At 59.6% G+C, this 26,245-nt stretch carries 23 protein-coding genes and 1 pseudogene; 15 read left to right on the forward strand and 9 right to left on the reverse strand.

The annotated features are described in order from the left end of the window. The first annotated feature begins 91 nt into the window (after positions 1–91). The 4 genes from GVL50_RS11520 (at position 92) to GVL50_RS11535 (ending at position 3,348) form a co-directional block, all read left to right on the forward strand. A complete protein-coding gene (locus GVL50_RS11520; RefSeq protein WP_159813030.1) occupies positions 92–646 on the forward strand; it encodes a hypothetical protein in 555 nt (184 codons plus the stop codon). Positions 647–706: 60 nt separating this feature from the next. Further along, positions 707–1,957, forward strand: a complete 1,251-nt coding sequence (locus GVL50_RS11525; RefSeq protein WP_178124182.1) for a flavohemoglobin expression-modulating QEGLA motif protein — start codon at positions 707–709, stop codon at positions 1,955–1,957. 159 nt (positions 1,958–2,116) lie between these two features. Continuing rightward, positions 2,117–3,022: an alpha/beta hydrolase gene (locus GVL50_RS11530; protein WP_159813034.1), complete on the forward strand. Its 906-nt coding sequence runs from the start codon at positions 2,117–2,119 to the stop codon at positions 3,020–3,022. Next, the gene (locus GVL50_RS11535) at positions 3,019–3,348 is read left to right on the forward strand and encodes a hypothetical protein (protein ID WP_159813036.1); all 330 of its coding nucleotides are present in this window, start codon (positions 3,019–3,021) and stop codon (positions 3,346–3,348) included. The genes GVL50_RS11530 and GVL50_RS11535 overlap by 4 nt, the downstream gene beginning before the upstream one ends. Positions 3,349–3,586: 238 nt before the next feature. Here GVL50_RS11535 and GVL50_RS11540 read toward each other — a convergent pair whose 3' ends face one another. The 3 genes from GVL50_RS11540 to GVL50_RS11550 all read right to left on the reverse strand — a co-directional run bounded on the left by GVL50_RS11540 (position 3,587) and on the right by GVL50_RS11550 (position 5,556). Then, complete coding sequence (locus GVL50_RS11540; RefSeq protein WP_053117547.1) at positions 3,587–4,375, reverse strand: OmpA family protein; 789 nt, start codon at positions 4,373–4,375, stop codon at positions 3,587–3,589. A gap of 55 nt (positions 4,376–4,430) precedes the next feature. Then, positions 4,431–4,835, reverse strand: coding sequence for a DUF4398 domain-containing protein (locus GVL50_RS11545; RefSeq protein ID WP_034154861.1), 405 nt, complete (start codon positions 4,833–4,835; stop codon positions 4,431–4,433). A 376-nt stretch (positions 4,836–5,211) separates the two neighbouring features. Next, positions 5,212–5,556 carry a hypothetical protein gene (locus GVL50_RS11550; protein ID WP_016983304.1) on the reverse strand — a complete coding sequence of 115 codons (345 nt, stop codon included), beginning with the start codon at positions 5,554–5,556 and terminating at the stop codon, positions 5,212–5,214. A gap of 213 nt (positions 5,557–5,769) precedes the next feature. On the opposite strand from GVL50_RS11550, the gene ppc reads away from it, so the two are divergent. From ppc to GVL50_RS11585, 7 genes are all read left to right on the forward strand, one after another. Further along, positions 5,770–8,400, forward strand: coding sequence for a phosphoenolpyruvate carboxylase (gene ppc / locus GVL50_RS11555; protein WP_159813038.1), 2,631 nt, complete (start codon positions 5,770–5,772; stop codon positions 8,398–8,400). A 300-nt stretch (positions 8,401–8,700) separates the two neighbouring features. Next, on the forward strand, positions 8,701–9,351 hold the full coding sequence (gene adk, locus GVL50_RS11560) for an adenylate kinase (protein WP_053117556.1): 651 nt from the start codon (positions 8,701–8,703) through the stop codon (positions 9,349–9,351). 93 nt (positions 9,352–9,444) lie between these two features. Then, the gene (gene tsaB, locus GVL50_RS11565; RefSeq protein ID WP_159813040.1) at positions 9,445–10,119 is read left to right on the forward strand and encodes a tRNA (adenosine(37)-N6)-threonylcarbamoyltransferase complex dimerization subunit type 1 TsaB; all 675 of its coding nucleotides are present in this window, start codon (positions 9,445–9,447) and stop codon (positions 10,117–10,119) included. A gap of 222 nt (positions 10,120–10,341) precedes the next feature. Then, entirely contained in the window at positions 10,342–10,653 is a 312-nt protein-coding gene (locus GVL50_RS11570) for a hypothetical protein (protein ID WP_159813042.1), read from the forward strand. Further along, positions 10,653–11,513 (forward strand): DUF72 domain-containing protein, encoded by an 861-nt coding sequence (locus GVL50_RS11575; RefSeq protein ID WP_159813044.1) that lies wholly within the window; start codon positions 10,653–10,655, stop codon positions 11,511–11,513. Before GVL50_RS11570 ends, GVL50_RS11575 begins: the two co-directional genes overlap by 1 nt. Before the next feature lie 33 nt (positions 11,514–11,546). Next, positions 11,547–12,383: an isocitrate lyase/phosphoenolpyruvate mutase family protein gene (locus tag GVL50_RS11580; RefSeq protein ID WP_159813046.1), complete on the forward strand. Its 837-nt coding sequence runs from the start codon at positions 11,547–11,549 to the stop codon at positions 12,381–12,383. A gap of 2 nt (positions 12,384–12,385) precedes the next feature. Beyond that, positions 12,386–13,078, forward strand: coding sequence for an extensin family protein (locus GVL50_RS11585; RefSeq protein WP_159813048.1), 693 nt, complete (start codon positions 12,386–12,388; stop codon positions 13,076–13,078). A gap of 3 nt (positions 13,079–13,081) precedes the next feature. Here the strand turns inward: GVL50_RS11585 and GVL50_RS11590 are convergent, their stop codons facing one another. After that, the gene (locus tag GVL50_RS11590; RefSeq protein ID WP_159813050.1) at positions 13,082–13,702 is read right to left on the reverse strand and encodes an energy transducer TonB; all 621 of its coding nucleotides are present in this window, start codon (positions 13,700–13,702) and stop codon (positions 13,082–13,084) included. 92 nt (positions 13,703–13,794) lie between these two features. Here GVL50_RS11590 and GVL50_RS11595 point away from each other — a divergent pair, with 92 nt between their 5' ends. Continuing rightward, complete coding sequence (locus GVL50_RS11595; protein WP_159813052.1) at positions 13,795–14,577, forward strand: class I SAM-dependent methyltransferase; 783 nt, start codon at positions 13,795–13,797, stop codon at positions 14,575–14,577. 105 nt (positions 14,578–14,682) lie between these two features. Here the strand turns inward: GVL50_RS11595 and GVL50_RS11600 are convergent, their stop codons facing one another. Further along, positions 14,683–15,318 carry a TetR/AcrR family transcriptional regulator gene (locus GVL50_RS11600; protein WP_159813054.1) on the reverse strand — a complete coding sequence of 212 codons (636 nt, stop codon included), beginning with the start codon at positions 15,316–15,318 and terminating at the stop codon, positions 14,683–14,685. Between the two features lie 94 nt (positions 15,319–15,412). On the opposite strand from GVL50_RS11600, the gene GVL50_RS11605 reads away from it, so the two are divergent. From GVL50_RS11605 to GVL50_RS11615, 3 genes and pseudogenes are all read left to right on the forward strand, one after another. After that, positions 15,413–16,513 (forward strand): efflux RND transporter periplasmic adaptor subunit, encoded by a 1,101-nt coding sequence (locus GVL50_RS11605; RefSeq protein ID WP_159813056.1) that lies wholly within the window; start codon positions 15,413–15,415, stop codon positions 16,511–16,513. A 6-nt stretch (positions 16,514–16,519) separates the two neighbouring features. Next, positions 16,520–19,591 carry an efflux RND transporter permease subunit gene (locus tag GVL50_RS11610; protein ID WP_159813058.1) on the forward strand — a complete coding sequence of 1,024 codons (3,072 nt, stop codon included), beginning with the start codon at positions 16,520–16,522 and terminating at the stop codon, positions 19,589–19,591. A gap of 765 nt (positions 19,592–20,356) precedes the next feature. Further along, positions 20,357–21,448 (forward strand): annotated as a pseudogene (locus tag GVL50_RS11615) (Fic family protein); the annotation flags it as partial. 127 nt (positions 21,449–21,575) lie between these two features. Here the strand turns inward: GVL50_RS11615 and GVL50_RS11620 are convergent. From GVL50_RS11620 to plsB, 4 genes are all read right to left on the reverse strand, one after another. After that, positions 21,576–22,265: a DUF4197 domain-containing protein gene (locus GVL50_RS11620; protein WP_053117582.1), complete on the reverse strand. Its 690-nt coding sequence runs from the start codon at positions 22,263–22,265 to the stop codon at positions 21,576–21,578. Positions 22,266–22,305: 40 nt separating this feature from the next. Continuing rightward, a complete protein-coding gene (locus tag GVL50_RS11625; RefSeq protein WP_159813060.1) occupies positions 22,306–22,704 on the reverse strand; it encodes a YbaY family lipoprotein in 399 nt (132 codons plus the stop codon). Between the two features lie 51 nt (positions 22,705–22,755). After that, positions 22,756–23,442, reverse strand: coding sequence for a hypothetical protein (locus GVL50_RS11630; RefSeq protein ID WP_159813062.1), 687 nt, complete (start codon positions 23,440–23,442; stop codon positions 22,756–22,758). Between the two features lie 97 nt (positions 23,443–23,539). Next, complete coding sequence (plsB, locus tag GVL50_RS11635; RefSeq protein WP_159813064.1) at positions 23,540–26,038, reverse strand: glycerol-3-phosphate 1-O-acyltransferase PlsB; 2,499 nt, start codon at positions 26,036–26,038, stop codon at positions 23,540–23,542. Positions 26,039–26,245: the final 207 nt, after the last annotated feature.

Raw genomic sequence — 26,245 nt, forward strand, 5'->3', positions numbered from 1 at the left:
CATTCAACGGTTTAGGTGGCTGAACTACCGCATTCGCGAGCAAGCCCGCTCCCACATGGGAAAGGTGTTTCAGATTCATAGGGAGTATCGAATGAAAGCCTGGCGTAGCGTGCTGATCGCCTTGTCGTTCCTGCTGCTAAGTGGTTGTCTGGTGACGTTCAAGGAGCCGCTGACCGCCAGTGAGCCGGCGCCCAAAGGCCTGCTCGGCAAATGGTCGAGCACCAATGCCTGGGGCGAGCCGATGAACCTTGAGCTGACGCGCCTGGGCAATGATCGCTATCAGGCGGTCACGTATTTCAAAGCCAAACCCCGCGAACGCGAAGCCTATCCGTTCACCGTCTCGCGCCACGGCAACCGCTGGTACTTGTCGGCAAAAGTCCCGGCGCGGTATGGCGGCCACTTCACCATCGCCGGTTTCGAACTCACCGATAAACACGAATTGGTGGTCTACAACCTCGATCTCGAGCAGATCAATCAAGCGATCAAGCAAAAAGCCCTCGACGGTCAGCCATTCCAGACCGACGATGGCGACGGCGTGCAGGTCGACAGCAGCCTCGACAAGGTCTTTGCTTACCTCGATGATCCGGCCAATTCCGATGTTTTCGTCGAGGCCGTGCGCTACCAGCGCCAGGCCCGCGCCAAATAAATTCAGTACGTCACGTATCTACAGGAGTTTCGGGTGGACGATTACCAGCAGACGATACGCATGTTGTCCGACCGCATTGTGCTGGCGCAAACGCCGATCCGTGTCCTCGACGCGGTCAAGTGGGACGAGAACATCCGCAAGGGTTTTCTCAAGGCCAAAGGCAAGGAAATGCCGGCGATCGACCGCGACTACTACCTCAATCGGCCACTGAGTTTCGATTCGAGCAAGGTCAAACTGGAATTCCAGAACATCGAGCGCGACATCACCCGTCAGCTCGGCCAGTTCAACCCGGTCGGGCAGATCATGCGGCGCATGTGCAAGGAATACCGCATGGTCGTGCGCATGCTCGAAGCGCGCGGCACCGAGGATTTCGGTCTGATCTCGCAAGAGCTGTATGGCGCCGCGTCCGATGCGTTCCACGCCGGCGACCCGACCCTGGCCGACCTTGGCCTGATGATGTCCGACTACCTCAACAACATCGACGGCCGTGGCGACCTGAAGGATGAGCCGAAAACCCTCACCGCCAAAGACGCCGTGCACCTGTTGCAGACCCGTCTGAACAAAGTCTTCGGTGAGGCCGAGGAAACCATTCGCGTGTTCGAGTCCGACGGCATCGTCGCTGACGCAGCGGCGGGCGCGGATTACATCAAGATCCGCACCGACGCGATGTTCAACGGTCGCGACGTGCGCGCGCTGGAAGTTCACGAAGGGCTGGTGCATGTCGGCACCACGCTCAACGGTTTGAATCAGCCGATTTGCACGTTCCTGTCCAAAGGCCCGCCGTCGTCGACGGTCACCCAGGAAGGCCTGGCGATCCTGATGGAGATCATCACCTTCGCCTCCTACCCGAGCCGCCTGCGCAAACTGACCAACCGCACCCGCGCGATTCACATGGTCGAGGAGGGCGCGGACTTTTTGCAGGTGTTCGAGTTCTTCCGCGAGCAGGGCTTCGAGATGGCGGAAAGCTACGGCAACGCCAGTCGCGTGTTCCGTGGCTCGACGCCGACGGGGCTGCCATTTACCAAAGACTTGTCCTATCTCAAGGGCTTTATCATGGTTTACAACTACATTCAGTTGGCCGTGCGCAAGGGCAAGCTCGAGCAGATCCCGCTGTTGTTCTGCGGCAAGACCACGCTGGAAGACATGCGTACCTTGCGTCAGTTGGTGGATGAAGGGCTGGTAGTAGCGCCGAAATACTTGCCGGATCAGTTCCGCGATTTGAACGCGTTGTCGGCGTGGATGTGCTTCTCCAACTTCCTCAATCACCTGAGCCTGGACCGGATCGAAGCGGATTACTCCAACATCCTCTAACCCACTACAGACCGATCGTTCCCACGCTCCGCGTGGGAATGCCACCATGGACGCTCCGCGTCCACTGTGACGCAGAGCGTCACGGGATGCATTCCCACGCAGAGCGTGGGAACGATCTGAATTGGTGTTTGTTTCCCTAATTTTGCGAGGTTTCACCGGATGAGAATCCTCGGCATTTTCTGCCTGCTCCTGACCCTCAGCGGTTGCAGCTCGTTATTGTTCTACCCCGAACCGGGCCAGATCTTCACCCCGGAAAAAGCCAAGCTCGAATACCGCACCGTCACGCTGGTCACCGCCGATGGCTTGAAGCTCAACGCCTGGTGGCTACCGGCCAAGCCCGGCGTCGAGGTCAAAGGCACCGTACTGCACCTGCACGGCAACGGCGGCAATTTGCCGATGCATTTGGGCGGCAGTTGGTGGTTGCCGAAGAACGGCTATCAAGTGCTGCTGGTCGACTATCGCGGTTATGGCTTGTCCGAGGGCGAGCCGAGTTTGCCGGCGATCTATCAGGACATCGACGCCGCGTTCGCCTGGCTGGACAAGGCACCCGAGGTCAAAGGCAAACCGCTGGTGCTGCTCGGCCAGAGCCTTGGCGGATCGATGGCCGTGCATTGGCTGGTGCAGCATCCGGAGCGGCAGAAGCAGCTGAAAGCGCTGGTGCTCGATGGCGTGCCCGCCAGTTACCGCAGCGTCGGCCAATACGCGCTGAGCACGTCGTGGCTGACCTGGCCATTCCAAGTACCGCTGTCGTGGCTGGTGCCGGATGGCGACAGTGCGATCAACTCGATGCCGCAGCTGAATGGCGTGCCGAAGCTGATCTTCCACAGCATCGACGATCCGCTGGTACCGCTTTCCAACGGCATCCGTCTGTATCAAGCTGCGCCGCCACCGCGCGTGCTGCAACTGACTCGCGGCGGCCATGTGCAAACCTTCGGCGACCCGGTGTGGCGTCAGGTCATGCTGCGCTACCTCGACGATCCCGAACATTTCAACGGCCTGCGCCGTCTCGGCGAAATCCCCAATTACCCGACACCCCCGAATTCTGAAGATGAGAGTCCGCAATGACTGAAGAACGCAACGCCATCCCGCTGATCATCACCGGTATCTGCAGCATCCTCGGCACCGTCGGGGCGCTGTGGTACTACGGTTACCTGCACTTCGCCAAGCCCGAGGATGCGTTGCTGCTCAACGAATTCACCATGCTCAAGACCGTTCCCGGTGAAGACTACAAAGTCTCGCTGGAGCCGGCAGCGCAAGTGGCGCAGTGCATTGATGGCGTGCTGGTGTTGTTTGATACCGAGCAGAAAGGCCTGACCGGTGTGCTGATCAACGCACAGAAAAAAACCGTGCGCTGCATGGGTGAAGAGACCCCGCAGAAGCTGCAAGAGTGATTCTGCAGGTTCAGCCCTCACCCACCCTAACCCTCTCCCAGAGGGAGAGGGGACTGATCGATGCGTTCTTTCGCTATACGCCGACCTGATCCATCGCGTCGAACACAAATTCTGAAGGCGACGCAAATCGGCTCCCTCTCCCTCGGGAGAGGGCTGGGGTGAGGGGCCGCCATTTCAGCCCGTACAAAAAAGCCCCGCCTGATCACTCAGGCGGGGCTTTTACGTTACAGCCTACAGCTTAGTTCGAGCTAACAGCCGAACGTGGCACAACCGGCTGGTTGTCGTTGGAAATGGTCACTTCCACACGACGGTTTTGCGCACGGCCCGAAGCGTTGCTGTTCTCGGCAACCGGGTATTCCTTGCCATAACCCTGAGCGACGATGCGCGCTGGATCAACGCCCATTTTCACCAGTGCGGTACGCACGGAGTTGGCGCGACGCTCAGACAGGGTCTGGTTGTGGCTGGCAGTACCGGTGCTGTCGGTGTAACCCTCGACGATCACTTTGCGATCCGGGTTTTCCTGAAGGAACTGCGCCAGTTTGTTGATGTTGACCAGACCGCTGGATTTCAGGTCAGCACGGTCGGTAGCGAACAGTACGTCACCGAAAGTCACCAGCGTACCGCGATCGGTCTGCTTGGCGTTCAGGCTGTCCTGCAGCTGTTTGATCTGCTGATCACGGGCATCCAGACGCGCTTGAGCACGTTGGGCGGCGGCGTTTTTCAGGTTGTTTTCAGCGGTGCGCAGGGCGATGGTCTGCTTGGCCACTTCTACGCGCTGATTGGTCAGGTAAGCCAGTTGGTCAACCTTGGCCGCGTCTTGCTTGTCCAGATAAGCCTTGTCGGCTTTGTCCAGGTAATCACTGGCGTCTTTGGTTTCCAGCGCTGCGACTTTGCTCGCCTGCGGGTTGGCTTGCAGGCCGGCGTAGTTGGTGCGCGCGTTTTCCAGATTCGGGTTAGGCGGAGTGGAGCAGGCAGCCAGGGCAACGCTTGCGGCCAGAAGAGCTGGGATCATCAGTTGCTTACGCATAATTTGTCGTCCTTTCTATCGATAAAAGTTTCAGCTTTGCGGTCGGGATGCGCGCTTATTGCACGGTGCGCTGACTTTCCTGACGCAGTTCCTGAACACCTTTCTGGGAATCCTTCACGGCTTGTTCAGCCTTGGCTGCCTGAGCTTTGCGTTCGGCTACGCGAGCGTCCCACTCGGCTTGCTCGGACAGGGTGCGCGCCTCGTCATACTTCTTGTCGTGCATGGCGATTTCGGCTTGTTTCAGTTTGTCCTGCGCTTGCTTCATCTCGACTGCTGCGAACTCGGTACCGCCAGCGCTGACGGCGCTGTTCACGGCCGATTGCGTCACGGCGTATTGCTCGGTCGGTGGATTACCGGCGCAACCGGCCAGAACGAAGCTGGTGCCGATCGCCAGAGCAGCCAGTTTCAGACCGCGCAGGTGGGTAAACGAGGTTTGGTTTTTCATGGTCTTCAACTCCATTAGGCATCTCCTGAAAACATCTAAATCCATCCTGGTCGAGGAGCCGAAAAGCGTCGTGTGAAAGGCGTTTTTGAAACGCTCGTTCCAGGCGTGGTTACAGGTTCCGACCGGAGTGATTTTTCAAAAGTTCAGAAAAGATGGCTAATCGCCAAAATAATTTTTGACTGAATGGACAAGGCTCTAAAGCGGGAACTTTGGCGGGATAGAGCGGTACGCGCGGGGTTTTAAAAGTCAGGTAACGCACGATTTTCAAATTGAAATACGAACCCTGTAGGAGTGAGCCTGCTCGCGAAAGTGGTGTGCCAGTCACCATCAATTTTGACTGATACACCGCTATCGCGAGCAGGCTCACTCCTACAGTTTGATGTGTGTTGTGTCAGTGTTTTTGCTTGCCTTCAACAGCCGAGAGGTCATGCAAATGCCGCCGCGACAACGCCAGAAAACGCGGCGTAGGTCCGACGTCCTCGTACAGCGGATCACCTTCCTCATCCGTCGCCACTACCGTCGAACCTTTCACATACGGCAGGCTCGCTTCGAACTCTTCAAGCGCTGCGCCAATCAGTTCGCCGAGCAATTCTTCGGCATGCCGTTTGGGGTACATCTCGGCAATCGCGGCCAGTCGCGCAGCCGCCTCAACGTCCAGATGAATCGTGTAGCCAGTGTCGGTCAGGCGACCTTTGGCGTTTTCTTCCCAATGCTGGGCGAGTTCACGAATTTTCATGATGACCTCATTTCGCACCTGCTCATGGCAGGTCTGGTTGAGTGTCCGCCGGGGCCGGCGGCAAGCCGTTGTACGGCTTACTGTTGAGACTAGCTTTCGGCCACAAGGTTTAAAGTCCCTTGGTCGGATGCTTGTAAGAAGCGGCGCAGAGCGGCACTCTCTAGGTCATGCACTCGTTTCTAAGCCGTCCGGATTACTGCTGGGGAATTGCTGATGACCGATATTGATGCACGCTTGCGCGAAGACGTTCACCTGCTCGGAGAGCTGTTGGGCAATACCATTCGAGACCAGTACGGCGAGGCCTTCCTCGACAAGATCGAGCAGATTCGCAAAGGCGCCAAGGCCGACCGCCGAGGCTCGATGGACGCTGAACTGAGCGCCAGCCTCAATCAATTGAGCGAGGACGAATTGCTCCCGGTGGCGCGCGCGTTCAACCAGTTTCTCAATCTGGCGAACATCGCCGAGCAGTATCAGTTGATCCATCGGCGCGAAGAGTCGCAGCCGGCGCCGTTCGAATCCCGCGTGTTGCCCGAGTTGCTCGCACGTTTGCGCAACGAAGGCCACAGCGCCGAATCGCTGGCCCGCCAGCTGTCGCGACTGGAAATCGAACTGGTGCTGACCGCGCACCCGACCGAAGTGGCGCGGCGCACGCTGATCCAGAAGTACGACGCAATCGCCGCGCAACTCGCCGCGCAGGATCATCGCGACCTGACCAGCGCCGAACGCGAGCAAATTCAAAACACCCTGCAACGGCTGATCGCCGAAGCCTGGCACACTGAAGAAATTCGCCGCACGCGACCGACGCCGGTCGACGAAGCCAAGTGGGGTTTTGCGGTGATCGAACATTCGCTGTGGCAGGCGATTCCCAACCATATGCGCAAGGCTGACAAGGCCTTGTTTGAAGCGACCGGCCTGCGTTTGCCGCTGGAGGCGGCGCCGATTCGCTTCGCGTCGTGGATGGGCGGCGACCGTGACGGCAACCCCAACGTCACCGCCGCAGTGACCCGCGAAGTGTTGCTGCTGGCGCGCTGGATGGCCGCCGATTTGTACCTGCGCGATGTCGATCATCTGGCGGCCGAACTGTCGATGCAGCAGGCCAGCGATGCGCTCAAAGCCAAGGCGGGCGACAGCGCCGAACCGTACCGCGCAGTCCTTAAGCAACTGCGCGAACGCCTGCGTGCCACGCGCAACTGGGCACACGCCGCACTGACCGCGCCAACGCCTGCGCCAGCCGATGTGCTGAGCAACAATCGCGATCTGCTCGATCCGTTGAAGCTGTGTTTCAACTCGCTGCACGAATGCGGCATGGGCGTGATTGCCGACGGCCCGTTGCTCGATTGCCTGCGTCGCGCGGTGACGTTTGGCCTGTTCCTCGTGCGCCTTGATGTTCGTCAGGACTCGTCGCGGCACAGCTCGGCGATGACCGAAATCACCGATTATCTCGGCCTCGGTCGCTATGAAGATTGGGATGAAGAACAGCGCATCCGCTTCCTCACGCAAGAGCTGACTAATCGCCGGCCATTGCTGCCGGCGCACTTTAAACCGTCAGCCGACACCGCCGAAGTGCTCAACACCTGCAAGGAAATCGCCGCCGCACCGGGTGCATCGCTCGGTTCCTACGTGATCTCCATGGCTGGCGCCGCTTCCGATGTGCTCGCCGTGCAACTGCTGCTCAAAGAGTCCGGCGTGTTGCGGCCGATGCGTGTGGTGCCGCTGTTCGAAACCCTCGCCGACCTCGACAACGCCGGGCCGGTGATGGAGCGACTGTTGCTGTTGCCGGGCTACCGCGCACGGCTGCAAGGCCCGCAGGAAGTCATGATCGGTTACTCCGACTCGGCCAAGGACGCCGGCACCACCGCAGCGGCCTGGGCGCAATATCGCGCGCAGGAACGCTTGGTGGAAATCTGCCGTGAGCAGCAAGTTGAATTGCTGCTGTTCCACGGTCGCGGCGGCACCGTCGGCCGTGGCGGTGGCCCGGCGCACGCGGCGATTCTGTCGCAGCCACCGGGGTCGGTGGCGGGGCGTTTCCGTACCACTGAGCAGGGGGAAATGATTCGATTCAAATTCGGCCTGCCGGACATCGCCGAGCAAAACCTCAATCTGTACCTGGCAGCGGTGCTTGAAGCGACGTTGCTGCCACCGCCGCCACCGACGCCGGAATGGCGCCATCTGATGGACGAATTGGCGGCTGATGGCGTCAGTGCTTACCGTCAGGTGGTGCGAGAGAATCCGCAGTTCGTTGAGTATTTCCGTCAGTCCACACCGGAGCAGGAGTTGGGCCGCTTGCCGCTCGGCAGTCGTCCGGCGAAACGCCGCGCGGGCGGCATCGAAAGTCTGCGGGCGATCCCGTGGATCTTCGGCTGGACGCAAACGCGGCTGATGCTGCCGGCGTGGCTCGGATGGGAATCGGCGTTGAGCAAAGCGCTGGAGCGCGGCGAAGGCGAGTTGCTCGGGCAGATGCGCGAGCAATGGCCGTTCTTCCGCACGCGCATCGACATGCTCGAAATGGTGCTGGCCAAGGCCGACGCGGACATCGCGTTGTCCTACGACGAGCGCTTGGTCGAGGCGGATTTGCTGCCGTTGGGCGCGCAGTTACGCGACCTATTGTCGCAGGCGTGCGCGGTGGTGCTTGGTCTGACCGGTCAGTCGCAGCTGCTGGCGCATAGCCCGGACACCCTCGAATTCATCCGTCTGCGCAATACTTACCTCGACCCGCTACATCTATTGCAGGCCGAGTTACTGGCCCGTTCACGGCAGCAGAATGTCGAGCAGGGCAGCCCGGTGGAACAGGCGTTGCTGGTGTCTGTGGCGGGGATCGCCGCCGGTTTGCGCAACACCGGCTAACAGTTTTGGCGTGGCATGCGGCACCGGCAACAGGCGCCGGTTGGCGCTTTGCCTGACGGGTGAAAGTGCCGCCAGGCGACAGTTAATGATGGGGTTGCGACTTGGGTCACCGCGTCGCAGGGTCTCGGCGGGCGAAGGTTTCTCCGACTTTTGGCGTCTTGTGTGGGCGCAGCCTGCTGTGTATCTTGATCAGCCTTTGGCCGTTTCTGCGGCCACGTCCCGTATTTTCAGGATTCGTCCCAAGAGGCGAATCCTTTGTTTTGTAAAAGCTTTTTATAAAAAAATTGAGGAGCACATCTAATGCGCGTCATTCTGCTGGGAGCTCCCGGGGCCGGTAAAGGTACTCAGGCAAAGTTCATCACCGAAAAATTCGGCATTCCACAAATTTCCACCGGTGACATGCTGCGTGCAGCGGTCAAGGCCGGTACTCCGCTGGGCGTGCAAGCCAAGAGCATCATGGATGCCGGCGGCCTGGTGTCGGATGACCTGATCATCGCACTGGTCAAAGATCGTATCGCTCAGCCTGATTGCGCCAACGGCTTCCTGTTCGACGGCTTCCCGCGCACCATTCCGCAGGCGGAAGCACTGGTTACCGCCGGCGTCGAGCTGGACGCTGTGGTTGAAATCGCTGTTGAAGACGAGGAAATCGTTCAACGCATCGCCGGTCGTCGTGTTCACGAAGCCAGCGGCCGCGTTTACCACATCGTCTACAACCCGCCGAAAATCGCTGGCAAAGACGACATCACCGGCGAAGAGCTGGTACAGCGCAAGGACGACACTGAAGAAACCGTGCGTCATCGCCTGTCGGTTTACCACTCGCAGACCAAGCCGCTGGTGGAGTTCTATCAGAACCTGTCCGCCAAAAATGCTGGCAAACCGAAGTACAGCCACATTCCAGGCGTAGGTTCGGTTGATGCAATCACCGCCAAGGTGCTGGCAGCGCTGAGCTGAAAAGTCTGAATCGCAGCATCATCCACGGCCCGCTTGCGGGCCGTAGTTGTTTATACTGACGCACTTTTTCCCACCCCTGTTTTGGAAACATCGATGAGCACCTTGCTGGCCCTGGACACCGCGACTGAAGCTTGCTCCGTTGCCTTGCTGCATGACGGCAAGGTCACGAGCCATTACGAGGTGATCCCGCGCCTGCACGCGCAGAAGCTGCTGCCGATGATTCAGCAACTGCTGGCCGACGCCGGCACCACGTTGCAAGCGGTCGATGCGATTGCCTTCGGTCGCGGGCCGGGCGCGTTTACCGGGGTGCGGATTGCCATTGGTGTGGTGCAGGGCCTGGCGTTTGCGCTGGATCGCCCGGTGTTGCCGGTGTCCAATCTGGCGGTGCTGGCGCAGCGGGCGTTGCGTGAACATGGCGTGAGCCAGGTCGCGGCGGCCATTGATGCGCGCATGGATGAAGTGTATTGGGGTTGCTACCGCGAGACGGCGGGGGAGATGCGTCTGGTCGGCGCCGAAGCGGTGCTGCCGCCGGAAGTGGTCGCGCTGCCGGCGGATGCCAGTGGCGACTGGTTTGGTGCCGGCACCGGTTGGGGCTATGCCGAGCGCATCGCCGTCAATCTGACGGGCTCGGATGCGGGCATGCTGCCTCACGCTGAAGACTTGCTGACGCTGGCGCGCTTCGCTTTTGAGCGCGGCGAGTCGATCCCGGCAGATGACGCGCAACCGGTTTACCTGCGCGACAAAGTCGCCACCCCCAAGGCCCGCTGAGCCTTTAAAAGATCGCAGCCTTCGGCAGCTCCTACAGGGATCAGATTCCAACTGTAGGAGCTGCCGAAGGCTGCGATCTTTTGATTTTAAAAACACCAATCGTCAGTTTCCACCCCCTCGCTTTAAACCTTTTGCGCTTTATGTGTTCTAGTTATCACTCGGCAGTTTGCTAAGTCGGCCCGGTGCCGCTAAATTGCCATCATCGATACCGAGCATGAATTTATGCGTATAGACGGCCTCTCCTCTCAGTCCTATCCCATCAAGCGCAAGCCTCGCAAAGGCAATGTGACGGTGGATGAATCCGTCGACGATATCGACGGCGAGCTGGAATTCCCGACTGAAGAGCAACTGGCCGCACGTGCTGCCGCCAAAGCCACCGCGCAACGCCTGAGCAATCTGCCCGCCCGCCAACAAGACATGATTTACCACCGCGCCATGAGCAAAAGCGTAGCGATGGCCCTCGCCAGCTACCTGAGCACCGCCGGTTTTGTCGATTGGGATGCAGACGTGCTGGGCCTCGATCTGTACATCTGATGGATTTGCCTTACTACCTCGGTTGCCCGTCCTGGAGCGAAAACGCCTGGCGCGAGTATCTCTACCCGGTAGACGCAAAAACCTCTGAATTCCTCGGTCTCTATTCTCAAGTGTTCAACGCCGTCGAAGGCAATACGACCTTCTACGCCAGCCCGTCGCCGGCCACTGTGCAGCGATGGGCCGAAGTCATGCCCGAACACTTTCGATTTACCGCTAAATTCCCCGGCGACATCAGCCACAGCGGCGACTTGCGCGAGCAACTGACCGCCGCCGAAACCTTCCTGCAATTACTCAAACCCCTCGGTCAGCGTGTTTCGCCGTTGTGGCTGCAATTATCGAAAAGCTTCACGCCGCATCGGCTGCCGGAACTGGCGGCGTTCATCGATGCGCTGGATTGCCCGCTGGCGGTGGAAGTGCGCCATGAACAGTTCTTCGCCAAGGGTGAGAGCGAACGCCTGCTCAATCGCTTGCTGCTCGACCGTGGCGTCGAGCGCATCTGCCTTGATCCGCGTGCGCTGTTCAGTTGCCTGTCGACCGAATCCTCGGTGATCCACGCGCAATCAAAAAAGCCCCGCGTGCCGACGCGCCCGGCGGCGTTCACGCAATTCCCGCAGGTGCGCTTCATCGGCCATCCCGAGCTTGAGGCCAACGACACCTTCCTCGTGCCGTGGGTGGCGAAAATCGCCGAGTGGATCGAAGAGGGGCGCACGCCGTACATCTTCCTGCACACCGCCGACAACCTGTTGGCGGCGAAGCTGGCGCAACGTTTTCACGCACAATTGATGCAACGTTTGCCTGGCCTGCCACCGCTGCCTGAGCTATACAGAGAACCCGCCGCCGAGCAACTTGGCCTGCTCTGAGGCGGATTCGTTTTCCTGCCCGGGAGCCAGCCGATGGACGCCTCAGACCTTCAAGCACAAACCCGTAAAGCCCACGCTTTCAAAGCGCTGCATGAGCGTGCGCAAGTCTTCGTCATTGCCAATCCGTGGGATGCCGGCTCGGCGAAGATGCTCGCCAGTCTCGGCTATCAGGCCTTGGCCACGACCAGTGCCGGTTATGCGTTTTCCCAGGGCAAGGCCGATGGTGCGTTGAGTCTTGATGAGACCTTGGCCAACGTCCGCGCGATTGTCGCTGCGACCGATTTACCGGTGGCGGTGGATCTGGAAAACGGCTTTTCTGATGACCCGACCGAGTCCGCGAAAAGCTTGTTGCGTGCCGCCGAAGCGGGCGCGGTCGGTGGTTCGATCGAAGACGCGACGGGCCGCCCGGATGCGCCGATCTATTGTTTCGAACATGCCGTGGCGCACATCGAAGCCGCTGTCGCTGCCGTGCGCACGCTGCCATTTCCTTTCATTCTCACCGCGCGTGCGGAGAACTATCTGCACGGCAATCCTGACCTCGATGACACCATTCGCCGCTTGAAAGCCTTCGCCGACGCTGGCGCCGACGTGCTGTACGCGCCGGGTTTACGCAACGCCGAAGAAGTGCTGGCGGTGGTACGTGCGGTGGCGCCGAAACCGGTCAACGTGTTGATGTCCGGCGGTTTGAAACTGACCGTGCAGGAATTGCAGGACATGGGCGTACGCCGCATCAGCACCGGTTCGGCACTGGCGCTGGCGGCGTTCGGCGAGTTCTTCCGCGCCGCTGAAGAAATCCAGCAATCCGGCACGTTCGGCTTCACCTCGCAATCGATGCCGTATGCCAAAGCCAATCAGCTCTTCAAAGGCTGAACATGGGGCGATGGATATTTTGCCTGGTGCTGTTGATGATCGGCGGTGCCGCGTTCAGTGTCTGGCGCGGCTGGCTGGCGGTGCCGCCGCAGTGGAATCCGTGGGCGCCGCTGGACGTGAAAGCCGCGCCCAATTGGCTCACCGGTTACAAGCTGATGCGCTTGCGCAGTGATCCAGAACTTTGTGCACAGGCATTGAGCAGTTCAGATCTGCGCGTCACCCGGCAATCCGACAGCCCCGACGCCAAGTGCCCGCTGATCGGCGCCTTGCGCGTGCAGGGCGGTGAGGTGGCGCTGAGCAGCAGTTTCCTCGCCAGTTGTCCGCTGGCGGTCGCCTACGCGATGTTTGAACACCACACGTTGCAACCGGCAGCTCAATCGATCTATGGCCAGAAGGTCACGCGCCTCGACCACCTCGGCAGTTTCGCTTGCCGCAATGTCTACAACCGCGAGAGCGGCGCACTCAGTCGTCATGCCAGTGCCGATGCGCTGGACATCGCCGGGTTTCGTCTGGCTGACGGGCGCAGCATCAGCGTGCTCAAGGACTGGCCGAAGCAAAATCAGGACGCGCAATTTCTACGGCAGGTGCGCGACGGCGCCTGCGAAGCGTTCAGTGTGGTGTTGAGTCCGGATTACAACGCTGCCCATCGCAATCACTTTCATGTCGATGTCGGGCGCTGGAGCGTGTGTCGCTAGAGGTTACGCGGCGAGGCGCAGGTTCTGCAGAACGATCGGGCGTGCCCAGCCGTTATCGAAGTCCAGCGCCTTCTGTTGCTCGACGATTTCTTCCGGCGGGAATGGCGGATAAGGCTTCTGCATCAGGTCGAGGTCGAACTCGGCAATCGGCAGGTACAGCGGCTTTTTCTGCGGCGCCGGGCCCGGTTCTGGCATTGGCTGGCCGTTGTTGATAACCACAGGGCGAACCCAGCTGCTGTCAAAATCCTGCTGCTCTTGCTGCGCTTTCAGTTCTTCTGCCGGGAACGGTGGGAACGGCTTGTCGAGCAACTCGGTTTCGAATTCGGCAATCGGCAGGAACAGCGGCTCCGGCGGACGCACTTGAGTTTCCACCACATCGCATTCGCGCTGGCTGACGATGTGCGCGTGCAGGTCGCTGCCGACGGTCGGCTCTTCGCTGCTGCTCAGGTCAACCGGTGGAAACGTGCCGCAGGCCGGCACCACATCACTCGTCTGCTCGGCCAGCGCCTGGGCAAAAAAATCCTGCCACAGGTGACTGACGCCGCTCAGTGCTTGAGTGTTTTGACGGCTAAAGTCGCCATGGGGCGAAATGTAGCCAATCGATGTGGGAAGAATGCCTGACATTTTTTTCGGTTGACGCTCAGCTCTGGCAAAATGTGCGTTGAATGAGTTATCGGCGGTTTTTGCCGCTCCTTGAATTTTTGAGCGTGTTTTCCATGATTGAGCAACCCGCGGCCTGCCGCATCCATGTCGAAGCCCTCGGCGCGACGTTTGAAGCGCAAGCTGCGCAGTGGGCCGAGCGTCTCGGTCTGCCGCGCGAGGTGGCTGACGGCGAGTTCGCCTTGCAGGTCGGCGAGCAGGGGTTGCAGCTGCAACAGCTCGGCCCGGACGCACCGGGGCCGGTGCGCGTCGACTTCGTTGAGGGCGGCGCGGCGCATCGGCGTTTATACGGTGGCGGCAGCGGGCAGATGATCGCCAAGGCTGTCGGCGTCGCTCAAGGCGTGCGCCCGCGCGTGCTGGATGCGACGGCGGGGCTGGGCAAGGATGCGTTTGTGCTGGCCAGTCTGGGTTGCGAGATGAGCCTGATCGAGCGCCAGCCGCTGATCGGCGCGCTGTTGGAGGATGGGCTGGCGCGTGGTGCGGAAGATTTCGAAGTAGCGCCGATCGTGGCGCGGATGAAATTGCTCAAGGGCAATTCCATCGAGGTCATGCAGAACTGGGAAGGCGAGGCGCCGCAGGTGATTTATCTCGACCCGATGTTTCCGCACCGCGAGAAGACCGCGCTGGTGAAGAAGGAAATGCGTTTGTTCCGGCCGCTGGTGGGCGATGATCCGGATGCGCCGGCGCTGTTGCAGGCTGCGCTGGCACTGGCGACGCACCGGGTGGTGGTCAAGCGACCGCGCAAGGCGCCGTGCATTGACGGGCCGAAACCGAGCCATGCGCTGGATGGTAAATCGAGCCGATACGACATCTACCCGAAGAAAGCGCTCAAGCCTTGAGACCGAGTTGCTGCCATTCGCGAGCAAGCCCGCTCCCACATTGGAATGCATTCCAATGTGGGAGCGGGCTTGCTCGCGAAGGCGTCGATCCAAGCACCGCAAAAGCTAAGGTTTGTAAGCGCGCATAAACAACCCCACCACTTCCTCAATATGGCTTTCCGCAGCCTCTTCGCTCAACGGCTCCCCGCAACCAAACATCAGCCGGAAATTCCCGGCGCCTTTGATCAGGCAAAAGAAATGCTCGGCGGCATTGCGCGGTAGATCAATGTTCAGCGCGCCCGTCTCATGGATGCGCGTCAGCAAGCGCTCCATCCCTTGCACCATGCGCTGTGGGCCGGCTTCGAAGAAGATCAGTGAAAGCTTCGGATCCTGCACCCCCAGCGCCATGATTAAACGGTGCAAATTCACCGATTCATCGCTGTTGATCAGGTGATGAAAGCCTCGGGCAATGTTCAGCAACACATTTTCCACGGCGATGCCTTCCGGCAATTCGAAGATCAGTGTGGGTAATTGCTCCTCGCATTTGGCCATCACGGCGGCGGAGAACAGCGTCTCCTTGTCGTTGAAATGGCTGTAAACCGTCAGCTTCGACACGCCAGCCTCGCTGGCGACCGCGTCCATGCTGGTGTTGGCATAGCCATGACTCAGAAACAGAATTTTCGCCGCGTCGAGGATCGCCTGGCGTTTGGCCAGATCCTTGGGGCGGCCCGGGCCGTTTGGAGCTGAAAGATTGTTCGACATTCTTCGCTTTTAATACTGGACTGGTGAGTTTGCTATTAATAACATACCCGCCAGTATAATTATTCCAAGCACCATTAGCGAAAGGTCCGTCACCATGTTCCGCCATGCGTTGTCCTGTGCGTTGCCAGCGAGTCTGGCGTTCCTTTTGTCAGCGTGCGGTCAGGAAGAAGTGACGCAAGTCACCGTGCGACCGGCCATGGTGGTGCAGCCAGAGCCTTCGGCGCAGGCGATGGAAAGTTATCCGGGCGAGGTGCGCGCCCGCTACGAACCTGATCTGGCATTCCGCATTGGTGGCAAAGTCAGCCGACGACTGGTCGATGAAGGTCAGCGCGTGAAGGCCGATCAACCGCTCGCCGAGCTCGATCCGCAAGACGTGCGCCTGCAACTGGAAGCCACCCGTGCGCAAGTCGCTGCCGCCGAAGCCAATCTCAATCTGGTGCGCGCCGAGCGCGATCGCTACAAGACCCTTATGGATCGGCAGATGGTCAGCCGCTCGGCTTACGACAATGCCGAAAACCTTTACCGCTCAGGTGAAGCCCGTCTCAAACAAATCAAAGCTGAATTCAACGTCTCGACCAATCAGGCCAGTTACGCGGTGCTGCGTGCGCCGCAGGACGGCGTGGTGGCCAAGCGTTCGGTGGAAGTCGGGCAAGTGGTTGCCGCCGGACAGACCGTGTACACCCTCGCCACCGATGGCGAGCGTGAGGTGTTGATCAGCCTGCCCGAGCAGAGCTTCGGCCGCTTCAAGGTCGGTCAGCCAGTGTCCGTCGAATTGTGGACGCAGCAGAACCAGCGCTTCGCCGGGCAGATCCGCGAACTGTCGCCCGCCGCCGATCCACGCTCGCGCACCTTTGCCGCGCGCATTTCGTTCACCGCCGGCAAAGTCCCGGCCGAGCTGGGCCAGAGCGCTCGCGTCTTTGTGCAATCGGCCGATGCCGTGTCGCTGGCGGTGCCGCTCTCGGCACTCACCGCTGAAAACGGTGCGACCTACGTCTGGGTGGTCAACGGCAACAACACGTTGAAGAAAACCCCGGTGCGCGTTGGCCCGTTCGGCGAAAAAGCCGTGCCGGTGCTTGAAGGCTTGAACGCCAACGACTGGGTGGTGGCGGCCGGCGTACATGTGCTTTTGGAAGGTCAGCAGGTGCGTCCGGTGGATCGCTCCAACCGTGTGGTCAATCTGGCGGATAAGGAGTAAGTCCCGATGCGCTTCAACCTTTCCGAATGGGCGCTGCGTAATCGCCAGATCGTACTGTTCCTGATGCTTTTGCTGGCCATCGTCGGCGCGTTGTCCTACACCAAACTCGGCCAGAGTGAAGACCCGCCGTTCACCTTCAAAGCCATGGTCATTCAGACCCGCTGGCCGGGTGCGACCGCGCAGGAGGTCTCGCGCCAGGTCACCGAACGCATTGAAAAGAAACTGATGGAAACCGGTGAGTACGAGCGCATCGTCTCGTTCTCACGCCCCGGTGAATCGCAGGTCACGTTTATCGCCCGCGACTCGATGCATTCCAAGGAAATCCCCGACCTCTGGTATCAGGTGCGCAAGAAGGTCGCCGACATCCGCCACACGTTGCCGCCGGATATTCAGGGGCCGTTTTTCAACGATGAATTCGGCACCACGTTCGGCAATATCTATGCGCTGACCGGCGACGGTTTCGACTACGCGGTGCTCAAGGATTACGCCGACCGCATCCAGATCCAGCTGCAACGGGTCAAGGATGTCGGCAAGGTCGACTTGCTCGGTTTGCAGGACGAAAAAATCTGGGTCGAGTTATCCAACGTCAAACTGGCGACCCTCGGTTTGCCGTTGGCGGCGGTGCAACAGGCGCTGCAAGAGCAGAACGCCGTATCGACCGCCGGGTTCTTCGAAACCGGCAGCGAGCGATTGCAGCTACGGGTGTCGGGGAATTTTCAGACAGTCGATGAGATAAGAAACTTCCCGATCCGTGTCGGTGATCGTACGTTCCGCATCTCCGATGTCGCCGATGTGCGCCGTGGTTTCAACGATCCACCGGCACCGCGCATGCGCTTTATGGGCGAGGATGCGATCGGTCTGGCCGTGGCGATGAAGGACGGCGGCGACATTCTGGTGCTCGGTAAAGCGCTGGAAGTCGAGTTCTCGCGGATCCAGAAAAACCTTCCGGCCGGCATGCAATTGCGCAAGGTTTCCGACCAGCCAGCGGCAGTGAAAACCGGGGTCGGCGAGTTCGTCCAGGTGTTGGTCGAAGCGCTGGCGATTGTCTTGCTGGTGAGCTTCTTCTCCCTCGGCGTGCGTACCGGCATGGTCGTGGCGCTGACCATTCCGCTGGTGTTGGCGATGACCTTCGCCTGCATGTATTACCTGAACATCGGTCTGCACAAGATTTCCCTCGGCGCGTTGGTATTGGCGCTGGGCCTGTTGGTGGACGACGCGATCATCGCCGTGGAAATGATGGCGATCAAAATGGAGCAGGGTTTCGACCGCATCCGCGCGGCAAGTTATGCCTGGACCAGCACCGCGTTCCCGATGCTCACCGGTACGTTGATCACCGCTGCCGGGTTCCTGCCGATTGCCACTGCGCAGTCGGGCACCGGCGAATACACCCGATCAATCTTTCAGGTGGTGACCATCGCGCTGCTCGCTTCGTGGGTGGCGGCGGTGATGTTCGTGCCGTATCTGGGGGAAAAACTCCTGCCGGATCTGGCGAAAATTCACGCCGCCAAACACGGCACGGGGGATGGTCAGCCGGATCCGTATGGCACGCCGTTTTATCAGCGTGTTCGGCGGCTGGTCGAGTGGTGTGTGGTGCACCGTAAAACCGTGATCGTGCTGACGGTGGGGCTGTTTATCGCTTCGGTAATGTTGTTCCGTTACGTTCCGCAGCAGTTCTTCCCGGCCTCCAATCGACTGGAATTGATGGTCGATCTGAAACTGGCCGAAGGCGCATCGCTGGCCAATACCACCGGTGAGGTCAAACGCCTGGAGGCGATGCTCAAGGATCACGCCGGCATCGATAATTACGTGGCGTATATCGGCACCGGTTCGCCGCGTTTCTATCTGCCGCTGGATCAGCAGTTGCCGGCGGCGAGCTTCGCGCAGTTTGTGGTGTTGGCGAAAACCATCGAGGAACGTGAGGCGCTGCGCAACTGGTTGATCAGCACATTGAACGAGCAATTCCCGGCGATGCGCTCGCGGGTCACGCGTCTGGAGAATGGCCCGCCGGTAGGTTACCCCGTGCAGTTCCGCGTCACCGGCGAACACATCGAAGAAGTCCGTGCGCTGGCGCGCAAAGTCGCGACCAAGGTTCGCGAGAATCCGTATGTGGTCAATGTGCATCTGGATTGGGAGGAACCGAGCAAAGTCGTGTACCTGAACATCGATCAGGATCGTGCCCGGGCGCTCGGTGTGAGCACGGCCAATCTGGCGAAGTTTCTGCAGAGTTCGCTGACCGGCGCGAGTGTCAGTCAGTACCGCGAAGACAACGAGTTGATCGAGATTCTGCTGCGCGGCACGGTGCATGAGCGCACCGAGTTGTCGTTGTTGCCGAGTCTGGCGGTGCCGACGGATAACGGCCGCAGTGTCGCGTTGTCGCAGGTCGCGACGCTGGAATATGGTTTTGAAGAAGGGATTATCTGGCACCGCAATCGGTTGCCGACGGTGACGGTGCGCGCGGACATTTATGGCAAGGAGCAGCCGGCGACGTTGATCAAGCAGATCATGCCGACGCTCGATCCGATTCGGGCGGAGTTGCCGGATGGGTATTTGCTGGATGTCGGCGGCACGGTGGAGGATTCCGAGCGTGGGCAGAAGTCGGTGAATGCCGGGGTGCCGATGTTTATCGTGGTGGTGCTGACGCTGTTGATGGTGCAGTTGCGCAGTTTTTCGCGCACGGCGATGGTGTTTTTGACGGCGCCGTTGGGGTTGATCGGGGTGGTGCTGTTTTTGATGGTGTTCCGTCAGCCGTTCGGGTTTGTGGCGATGTTGGGGACGATTGCGTTGTCGGGGATGATCATGCGCAATTCGGTGATTCTGGTGGATCAGATTGAGCAGGATATCAAGTCGGGGCTTGGGCCTTGGCAGGCGATTATCGAGGCGACGGTGCGGCGGTTTCGGCCGATTGTGTTGACGGCGCTGGCGGCGGTGTTGGCGATGATTCCGTTGTCGCGCAGTGTGTTTTTTGGGCCGATGGCGGTGGCGATTATGGGCGGGTTGATTGTGGCTACGGCTTTGACGCTGTTGTTTTTGCCGGCGTTGTATGCGGCTTGGTTCAGGGTTCGGCGGGAGGCCGTTTGAGCTTGGCGGCCTTTGGGCCGACCATGCTCTTGGGGTTTTGGGTGAATATCCGTTTCTGCGGGGGTTGCGGCTGGCGGTTTCGCCCTTACGGCGAGTCCCTTTGGCAAACGCCCCAAAGGAACCAAAGGTCTGTGCCCTGACGTCCGGCCCTCGCTAAGGCTCGGGTTCCTTCGTTCCGGGTTCATCCGGGGGCATCGCCTACGGTTTGCTTCGCTGCACCTCCTCTCGATGCTTTCCCCGTATGAATCCCTCCACTCAGCCTCCCGACGGGCTCTAAGATCAAAATCAAAAGCAGGCGAGCTGACACTCGGCCTAGTGGTGGCGCGGGTTTGATTTCATGTAGGAGCTGCCGAAGGCTGCGATCTTTTGATCCTGCTTTTGTAGGAGCAGAGCTTGCTCGGGAAGGCGGCCTGACAGCCGACCTGTTTCTGCCCGGATGTACACGATCCAATTGAAGGAATGAGCCTGCTCGCGATAACGGCCTGCCAGCCAACCATGCTCTGTCTGATTCAACACCATCCAATTGTAGGAGTGAGCCTGCTCGCGATAACGGCCTGCCAGCCAACCATGCTCTGTCTGATTCAACACGATCCAACTGTGGGAGCGGGCTTGCTCGCGAAGGCGGCCTGCCAGCCGAGCAATCTCTGCCTGAGTTGCCTCTATTTCCTTCCTACATCTTTTTCAGAAACCTCCGATATTGAGCCTTTCCCCACTCGGGTGTTGTACTCCAGCGTCTGTTTTCAACCGCCTCGAGTTCACCCTTTCATGAAAAACCCACCCGTCTTCAAAGGCCGATCCGATCCCGTGTTCAATCTTCTGCTGCGCTCGCCACACAAGCAGCGTCTGGCGGATTATCTGGCGTTGCTCAAGCCGCTGGATGATCAGGGCCGTTATCTGCCTTTCGAGGCGTTGCGTTATCGCTGGGCGTCCGGGTTGGATGTGAAGGTGTGTTGGGCGTTGGTCAAGAAGGCGCGGGTGGCGCAGTACGTCAATCTGTTGCCGTTGGGCGAGCCGGTGCAGTGGGGCAAGTATGTGTTGACGCCGTTGGCGCAGATCACGTTGTCGTTGGTGGATCGGCAGACGACTTTTGCCGCTCTGGATTACATGACTCGGCAAATTGGAGAGCAGGCGCATTGCAGTTATTTGCTTAATGATTTGATCGAGGATGAGGCCATCGCCAGTAGTCAGTTAGAGGGCGCGGCGACGACTACTCGTGTGGCCAAGGACATGCTCAGGCACCGGCGTCAGCCGCGTACGCCGGATGAGCGGATGGTGATGGGCAACTACCGGATGATGAATTTCGCGTGGGAAAAACGCGATGAGCCCATGAGTGTGGATTTGATCGCAGCGATGCATCGGGTGGGGGTGGAGGGGATTGCTGACGAGGACTATTCTCCGGGCGTTTTCCGGGCGAATGATGAGGTGGTTGTTCAGGACGGCGCGGGCAATACAGTGCATCGTCCTCCGCCTGCTGCCGGATTGATTTCGCGGCTGGGGAGGTTGTCGGACTGGATCAATTTCCCTGAGGGATCACCTCAGGAGAAGGGTTATGTGCATCCGCTGATCAAGGCGATCACGCTGCATTTTGCCTTGGGTTACGAGCATCCCTTTCGCGACGGTAACGGGCGGGTTGCGCGGGCGTTGTTTTACTGGTTCATGTTCAAGCATGAGTTTGCGGCGTTTCGTTACATTGCGATCAGTTTGCTGTTGCGCAATGCGCCGGTGAAGTATGGGCGCTCTTATTTGCATAGCGAAGCGGATGAGCTGGATCTGACGTACTTCATCGAGTTTCAGTGTTCGGTGATTCAGCGAGCGGTAAGCCGGTTCACCGATGTATACCGCAAGAGCGTGGTCTACAAGACCCATGCAGCCTGACAGAAAACCCTGTAGGAGCTGCCGAAGGCTGCGATCTTTTGATCCTCAATGCTCGACAGCAAAGACAAGATCAAAAGATCGCAGCCTTCGGCAGCTCCTACACGGGACGTTACAGCGTGCCGAAGACTTTTTTCGCCAGACTCGTCGCCGCAGCGGCCGGGTTTTGGCGGATGGTTTCTTCTTGTTTGCCGATCATTTCGAACAAGCCATTCAGCGCTTGTTCGGTGACGTAGTTTTCGACATTCGCGCTTTTCGCATCGACCACACCGAACGCCGCAGCCTGGCCGGCGAACGAGTTGTACTTCTGCGCCACGCCGACTTTGTCGGTCGCCTGTTTGACGATCGGCAGGAACTTGGCGCGGATTTGTTCGCGGCTGGATTTGTCGAGGTATTGCGTGGCTGAATCCTGGCCGCCGCTGAGGATGCCTTTGGCGTCAGCGACGCTCATTTTTTTCACGGCGTCGACGAGGATTGGCTGGGCTTGGGTCACGGCACTTTCCGCCGCTTTGTTCATCGCGGTTTCGAGTTCTTCAACCTGGGCGCCCATGCCGAAGGCTTTCATTTTGCTGGCGGCTTTGCCGAGTTTGCCCGGAAGTTCGATTTTCACCTCGGGGTTGTTGCTGAAGCCGCCCGGGGTGCCCAGTTGTTTGACGGCGATTTGCGCGCCTTGGGTCAGGGCATCCTTGAGGCCGCCGGTGGCGTCTTGTTGCGACAGGTCGCTGAGTGACAGGGCCAGAGCGTTGGCGCTGATCATCAGGCCGGCGCACAGGCCGGCGAAGCGAAGGGTAGGGCGGAGCATGGCGGCTTCCTTGTTGTGGAAATGAGTGGCGGAGAATGAATTAACGAATCGCGTCGACGCGGATTTTCAGCGGCTGCGGGTCGTTGCCGTCGAGTTGCACGGCGTGGTTTTCGGTGGTGATGAACATCAGCTCGCCGTTGACTTCGATACGCGCGCTGACCGAATAACGGTGGCCGGGTTTGACCTGTGCCGGATCGTAGCTCAAGTGGAACGGCAGCGGCACCTGGCCTTTGATCGGGCCTTTCTGCTCGTCGATCACGACCGCCGGGGCGTCGGCGAGGGAAACGTCTTGCAGGCTCACGCTCAGGGTCGCGCTCGGTGGCAGGGCGATGCGTTGCAGGTAGAACACTTCGCCATCGAGGCTGGCCTTGCCGGCGGGGGTGGTCGATTGGCAGGCGCTCAACAGCGTGGCGGCGGCGAGAAGGGTGAGTTTTTTCATCGGAACCTCTAATACTTTTGCGCCGGAAGAATCCCGGCGCCGAAGAGAAATCTAGCGGATTTTGCCATCAACGTCAGTGAACAAACGTAATGGTTTCTCCAGCCACTGCGAGATCCACTGCGATAGCCGCGAACTCAACGTAGGCGAAACCGGCGCAAGTTCGACATGCCACGGCGTGACTGCAATGGATTGGTGATAGCGGTTTTCCACACCGCTTAACGCATAGCGCTTGCCGGGTATGACGCTGTCTGGATCGTATTGCAGATAAAACGAAACGGCGCTTCGTTCATCTTGAGTGACGCGGGTAAGTTGGGTATTCGGGTCATCAGCATCGTGCAGACTGATCGTCACGGCTTCATGTTCAGCAACGACACTGGGCTCCTGAGCTTCCACATACAGAAAGCCGATCGGACTTAGATGCAGCGTCTGCCGGTGCGGGGCTGTGTTGACGATAACGAAGTAGTCCAGCGCCACCAGCAAGGGCTGTTGGTCATGGAACATCTGAACGTTGATCTGATACTTCACGCCGACATCGCTGTACTGATGCGGAAATGAGAACTTCCAGTCGACATCAAAGACTGACGAGTGCCGCCAGTCTTTAATGTTGATCGGCGAAGTGGAGTTAACCACTTTGACGCTGACCACCGTTTCATTCTCACCGCCCTCAGGAGCGCGGAAGTCTGGGGGCAGACGGAAGTCGACGGTGACGATGGGAGTTGGTTCGTGCAGCAGGCTCATCTCGATATCCTTATCGCGATTTTTAAAGTGAGCCTATTTATCCACGAATCAACTAACGGGAGAACCCGGCGGGCTCTCCGTTAGTTATCGGCAAGTTTCAGCCTTCGGCGGTTACCGCGCTTTCAGCCGCATCTTCACTGCGATGCAGCGCAACCTGGCGGATCGACAAACGAATGTCCGCTGGCAGTACGCGCTTGGCCGCACCTTCGGCCAATTCGCCGAGCAGTTCGTGGTAGCTGAGCTTGCCGGCCTCGTCGCGACGCAGCACGTCGAGGTCGAGCAAGGTCTGGATGAAATGACGGAACAGGCTCTTGTCGAAAAACTCCGGGGCGTTGAGGCCGTGGAGGATCGACAGGCGCTGGGCCATGACGGTGCAGAGGTCTTCCAGTTCTTCGGCGCTGATGCTGTTCTGGCCGCTGTTGAGCAGCAAGGACACGGTCATGTAGAAACGCTGCAAGGTCTGCGCGATGCTTTTCGACAGCAATGTCAGCAACACAAAATGCCGCGAACTTGGCGCCGGACGCAGGTAGACGTCTTTCTCGAAACGCAGCAGACCTTGCTCGACGAATGCTTCCAGCCACTGATCGACCACGGCATCCAGTTCGTCCAGCGACCAGCGGATGAACAGCTCCGATTGCAGGTACGGATACAGCGCGCGGGTGTAGCGCAGGATCTGTTCGCGGCTCATGCGCGAAGCACTCTGGAAGAAGCTCGCGAGCAGCGCCGGCAGGGCGAAGATGTGCAACACGTTGTTGCGGTAGTAGGTCATCAGGACGGCGTTCTGCTCGTCGAGATAGAGAATCTTGCCCAGCGCATCGTTCTGCTCGGACAGCAGATCCATGTCCTTCACGTGCTCGATCAAGGCACGGCCATCGCCTTCCGGCAGCGTGGTGTGCGGCGAGTACGGGACTTTGCGCAGCAGCGCCAGATACAGATCCAGCACGCGAGCCATGGCGCGATCGTCCAGCGCCAGCCGCGTGGTCGACAGCAGCGCCAGCGCCACCAGGTTGACCGGGTTGATCGCCGCCGCTTCGTTCAGATGCTGCGCGACTTTCTCGCCGAGGCGATTAGTGGTCTCGTTGAGCCACGCCGGTTTGAACTGTGGGCCGAGTTCCTGTTGGCGCCAGTCCGGTTGCTCGGCGTCGAGGAATTCGGCGAGTTTGATCGGCTCACCGAAGTTGACGGCGACCTGACCGAAGCGCTGCTTGAGCGCACCGATGACTTTGAAGATGTCGAAGATCGATTCTTTCTTCTTGCTCGCGCCACGCAGTTCGCCGAGGTAGGTACGCCCCTCCAACACGCGCTCGTAGCCGATGTACACCGGTACAAACACGATCGGCATGCGCGACGAACGCAGGAAGCTGCGCATCGTAATGGCGAGCATGCCGGTTTTCGGTTGCAGCATGCGTCCGGTGCGCGAGCGGCCGCCCTCGACGAAGTACTCGACCGGGAAACCTTTGGTGAACAGCGTGTGCAGGTATTCGTTGAACACCGAGGTGTACAGCGGATTACCCTTGAACGTGCGGCGCATGAAGAACGCGCCGCCACGCCGCAGCAGGCTGCCGATCACCGGCATGTTGAGGTTGATCCCGGCGGCGATGTGCGGCGGGGTCAGGCCGTTGCGGAACAGTAAGTACGAGAGCAGCAGATAGTCGATGTGGCTGCGATGGCACGGCACGTAGATCACTTCGTGACCCTGCGCGACCTTCTGCACGCCTTCGATGTGGTTGACCTTGATGCCGTCGTAAATCTTGTTCCAGAACCAGCTCAGCACCACTTCAAGGAAACGGATCGCGGTGTAGGTGTAGTCCGAGGCGATCTCGTTGCCGTAGCGCAGGGCCTGAGCCTTGGCTTTCTCCGGGGAGATGTTTTCGCGCTCGGCTTCGTCGAGGATCGCTTGCTTGACCAGCGGCTGATTGAGCAGGCCTTTGACCAGGTTGCGACGGTGGGAAATGTCCGGGCCGATCACCGCTGCTTTCAGATTGCGGAAGTGCACGCGCAGGATTCGCTGGGCCATGCGCACGGTGCGTTCGTGACCCTTGTTGTGCTCGATCAGCTCGCGCAGGTGAATCGGTGCGGAGAATTGCACACGGGTTTTACGGCCGAGGACGATGATGCTCAGCAAGCGACGCAGACGTCCGGTGACCGCCCAGCTGTCGGCGAACAACAGTTTCCACGGACTGTTTTCGCTGTCCGGCGACTGGCCCCAGAACACGCTGACCGGAATGATCTGCGCATCTTCAGCAGCGTTCTGCGTCAGCGCGCTGACCAGTCGGGTCAGGGTCGGCGGCGCACCGCGTTTGTCCTGACGACCGAGCCAGTCCGGATCCGGCGTCAGGTAGAAAAACGCCGCCGGTTCAATCAGCGAACCCACCGACACCGGCAGTACCGGACGCGGCAGGCCGGCCTTGGTGCACTCGGTGTCGAGCACGGCCAGATCGGTCAGCGAAGGGTTTTGCAGGACGTAGAACACCGGACGACTGCGGTCGAGGTTGAGGGTGAACGACGACTGGTTGATCGTCTCCGAGCGAACCCAGAGATACAACAGTCGGCGCAGGGTGCCAAACACAAGACGGCGGAACGGGGAACGGGTCATACGGCTTCTGCGTGAGTGAATAAAACCGAGCGTTTGCTCGGGCGGTCGATAGTGTGCCGTATTGGACGAAAATCGGCAAAAAAGCGGCGAAGTAATCTCCTGTTGAGACTTTTCGCGCCTGTCATATACTCGGCGGTCTGTCGCCGGGGCCCTTTTATGGACGTCGGATGCAGGCTGACGTTCCTCAAAGGCTTTCCTGCGAAAAGC

Source organism: Pseudomonas sp. 18058, from assembly GCF_902706155.1.
Taxonomy (GTDB): Bacteria; Pseudomonadota; Gammaproteobacteria; order Pseudomonadales; family Pseudomonadaceae; genus Aquipseudomonas; species Aquipseudomonas rustica.

Bases quoted from the DNA above. Each gene is read 5' to 3' on its own strand.
- GVL50_RS11520 (WP_159813030.1), top strand. From the start codon at position 92: ATGAAAGCCTGGCGTAGCGTGCTGATCGCCTTGTCGTTCCTGCTGCTA.
- GVL50_RS11525 (WP_178124182.1), top strand. From the start codon at position 707: ATGTTGTCCGACCGCATTGTGCTGGCGCAAACGCCGATCCGTGTCCTC.
- GVL50_RS11530 (WP_159813034.1), top strand. From the start codon at position 2,117: ATGAGAATCCTCGGCATTTTCTGCCTGCTCCTGACCCTCAGCGGTTGC.
- GVL50_RS11535 (WP_159813036.1), top strand. From the start codon at position 3,019: ATGACTGAAGAACGCAACGCCATCCCGCTGATCATCACCGGTATCTGC.
- GVL50_RS11540 (WP_053117547.1), bottom strand. From the start codon at position 4,375: ATGCGTAAGCAACTGATGATCCCAGCTCTTCTGGCCGCAAGCGTTGCC.
- GVL50_RS11545 (WP_034154861.1), bottom strand. From the start codon at position 4,835: ATGGAGTTGAAGACCATGAAAAACCAAACCTCGTTTACCCACCTGCGC.
- GVL50_RS11550 (WP_016983304.1), bottom strand. From the start codon at position 5,556: ATGAAAATTCGTGAACTCGCCCAGCATTGGGAAGAAAACGCCAAAGGT.
- ppc (WP_159813038.1), top strand. From the start codon at position 5,770: ATGACCGATATTGATGCACGCTTGCGCGAAGACGTTCACCTGCTCGGA.
- adk (WP_053117556.1), top strand. From the start codon at position 8,701: ATGCGCGTCATTCTGCTGGGAGCTCCCGGGGCCGGTAAAGGTACTCAG.
- tsaB (WP_159813040.1), top strand. From the start codon at position 9,445: ATGAGCACCTTGCTGGCCCTGGACACCGCGACTGAAGCTTGCTCCGTT.
- GVL50_RS11570 (WP_159813042.1), top strand. From the start codon at position 10,342: ATGCGTATAGACGGCCTCTCCTCTCAGTCCTATCCCATCAAGCGCAAG.
- GVL50_RS11575 (WP_159813044.1), top strand. From the start codon at position 10,653: ATGGATTTGCCTTACTACCTCGGTTGCCCGTCCTGGAGCGAAAACGCC.
- GVL50_RS11580 (WP_159813046.1), top strand. From the start codon at position 11,547: ATGGACGCCTCAGACCTTCAAGCACAAACCCGTAAAGCCCACGCTTTC.
- GVL50_RS11585 (WP_159813048.1), top strand. From the start codon at position 12,386: ATGGGGCGATGGATATTTTGCCTGGTGCTGTTGATGATCGGCGGTGCC.
- GVL50_RS11590 (WP_159813050.1), bottom strand. From the start codon at position 13,702: ATGTCAGGCATTCTTCCCACATCGATTGGCTACATTTCGCCCCATGGC.
- GVL50_RS11595 (WP_159813052.1), top strand. From the start codon at position 13,795: ATGATTGAGCAACCCGCGGCCTGCCGCATCCATGTCGAAGCCCTCGGC.
- GVL50_RS11600 (WP_159813054.1), bottom strand. From the start codon at position 15,318: ATGTCGAACAATCTTTCAGCTCCAAACGGCCCGGGCCGCCCCAAGGAT.
- GVL50_RS11605 (WP_159813056.1), top strand. From the start codon at position 15,413: ATGTTCCGCCATGCGTTGTCCTGTGCGTTGCCAGCGAGTCTGGCGTTC.
- GVL50_RS11610 (WP_159813058.1), top strand. From the start codon at position 16,520: ATGCGCTTCAACCTTTCCGAATGGGCGCTGCGTAATCGCCAGATCGTA.
- GVL50_RS11620 (WP_053117582.1), bottom strand. From the start codon at position 22,265: ATGCTCCGCCCTACCCTTCGCTTCGCCGGCCTGTGCGCCGGCCTGATG.
- GVL50_RS11625 (WP_159813060.1), bottom strand. From the start codon at position 22,704: ATGAAAAAACTCACCCTTCTCGCCGCCGCCACGCTGTTGAGCGCCTGC.
- GVL50_RS11630 (WP_159813062.1), bottom strand. From the start codon at position 23,442: ATGAGCCTGCTGCACGAACCAACTCCCATCGTCACCGTCGACTTCCGT.
- plsB (WP_159813064.1), bottom strand. From the start codon at position 26,038: ATGACCCGTTCCCCGTTCCGCCGTCTTGTGTTTGGCACCCTGCGCCGA.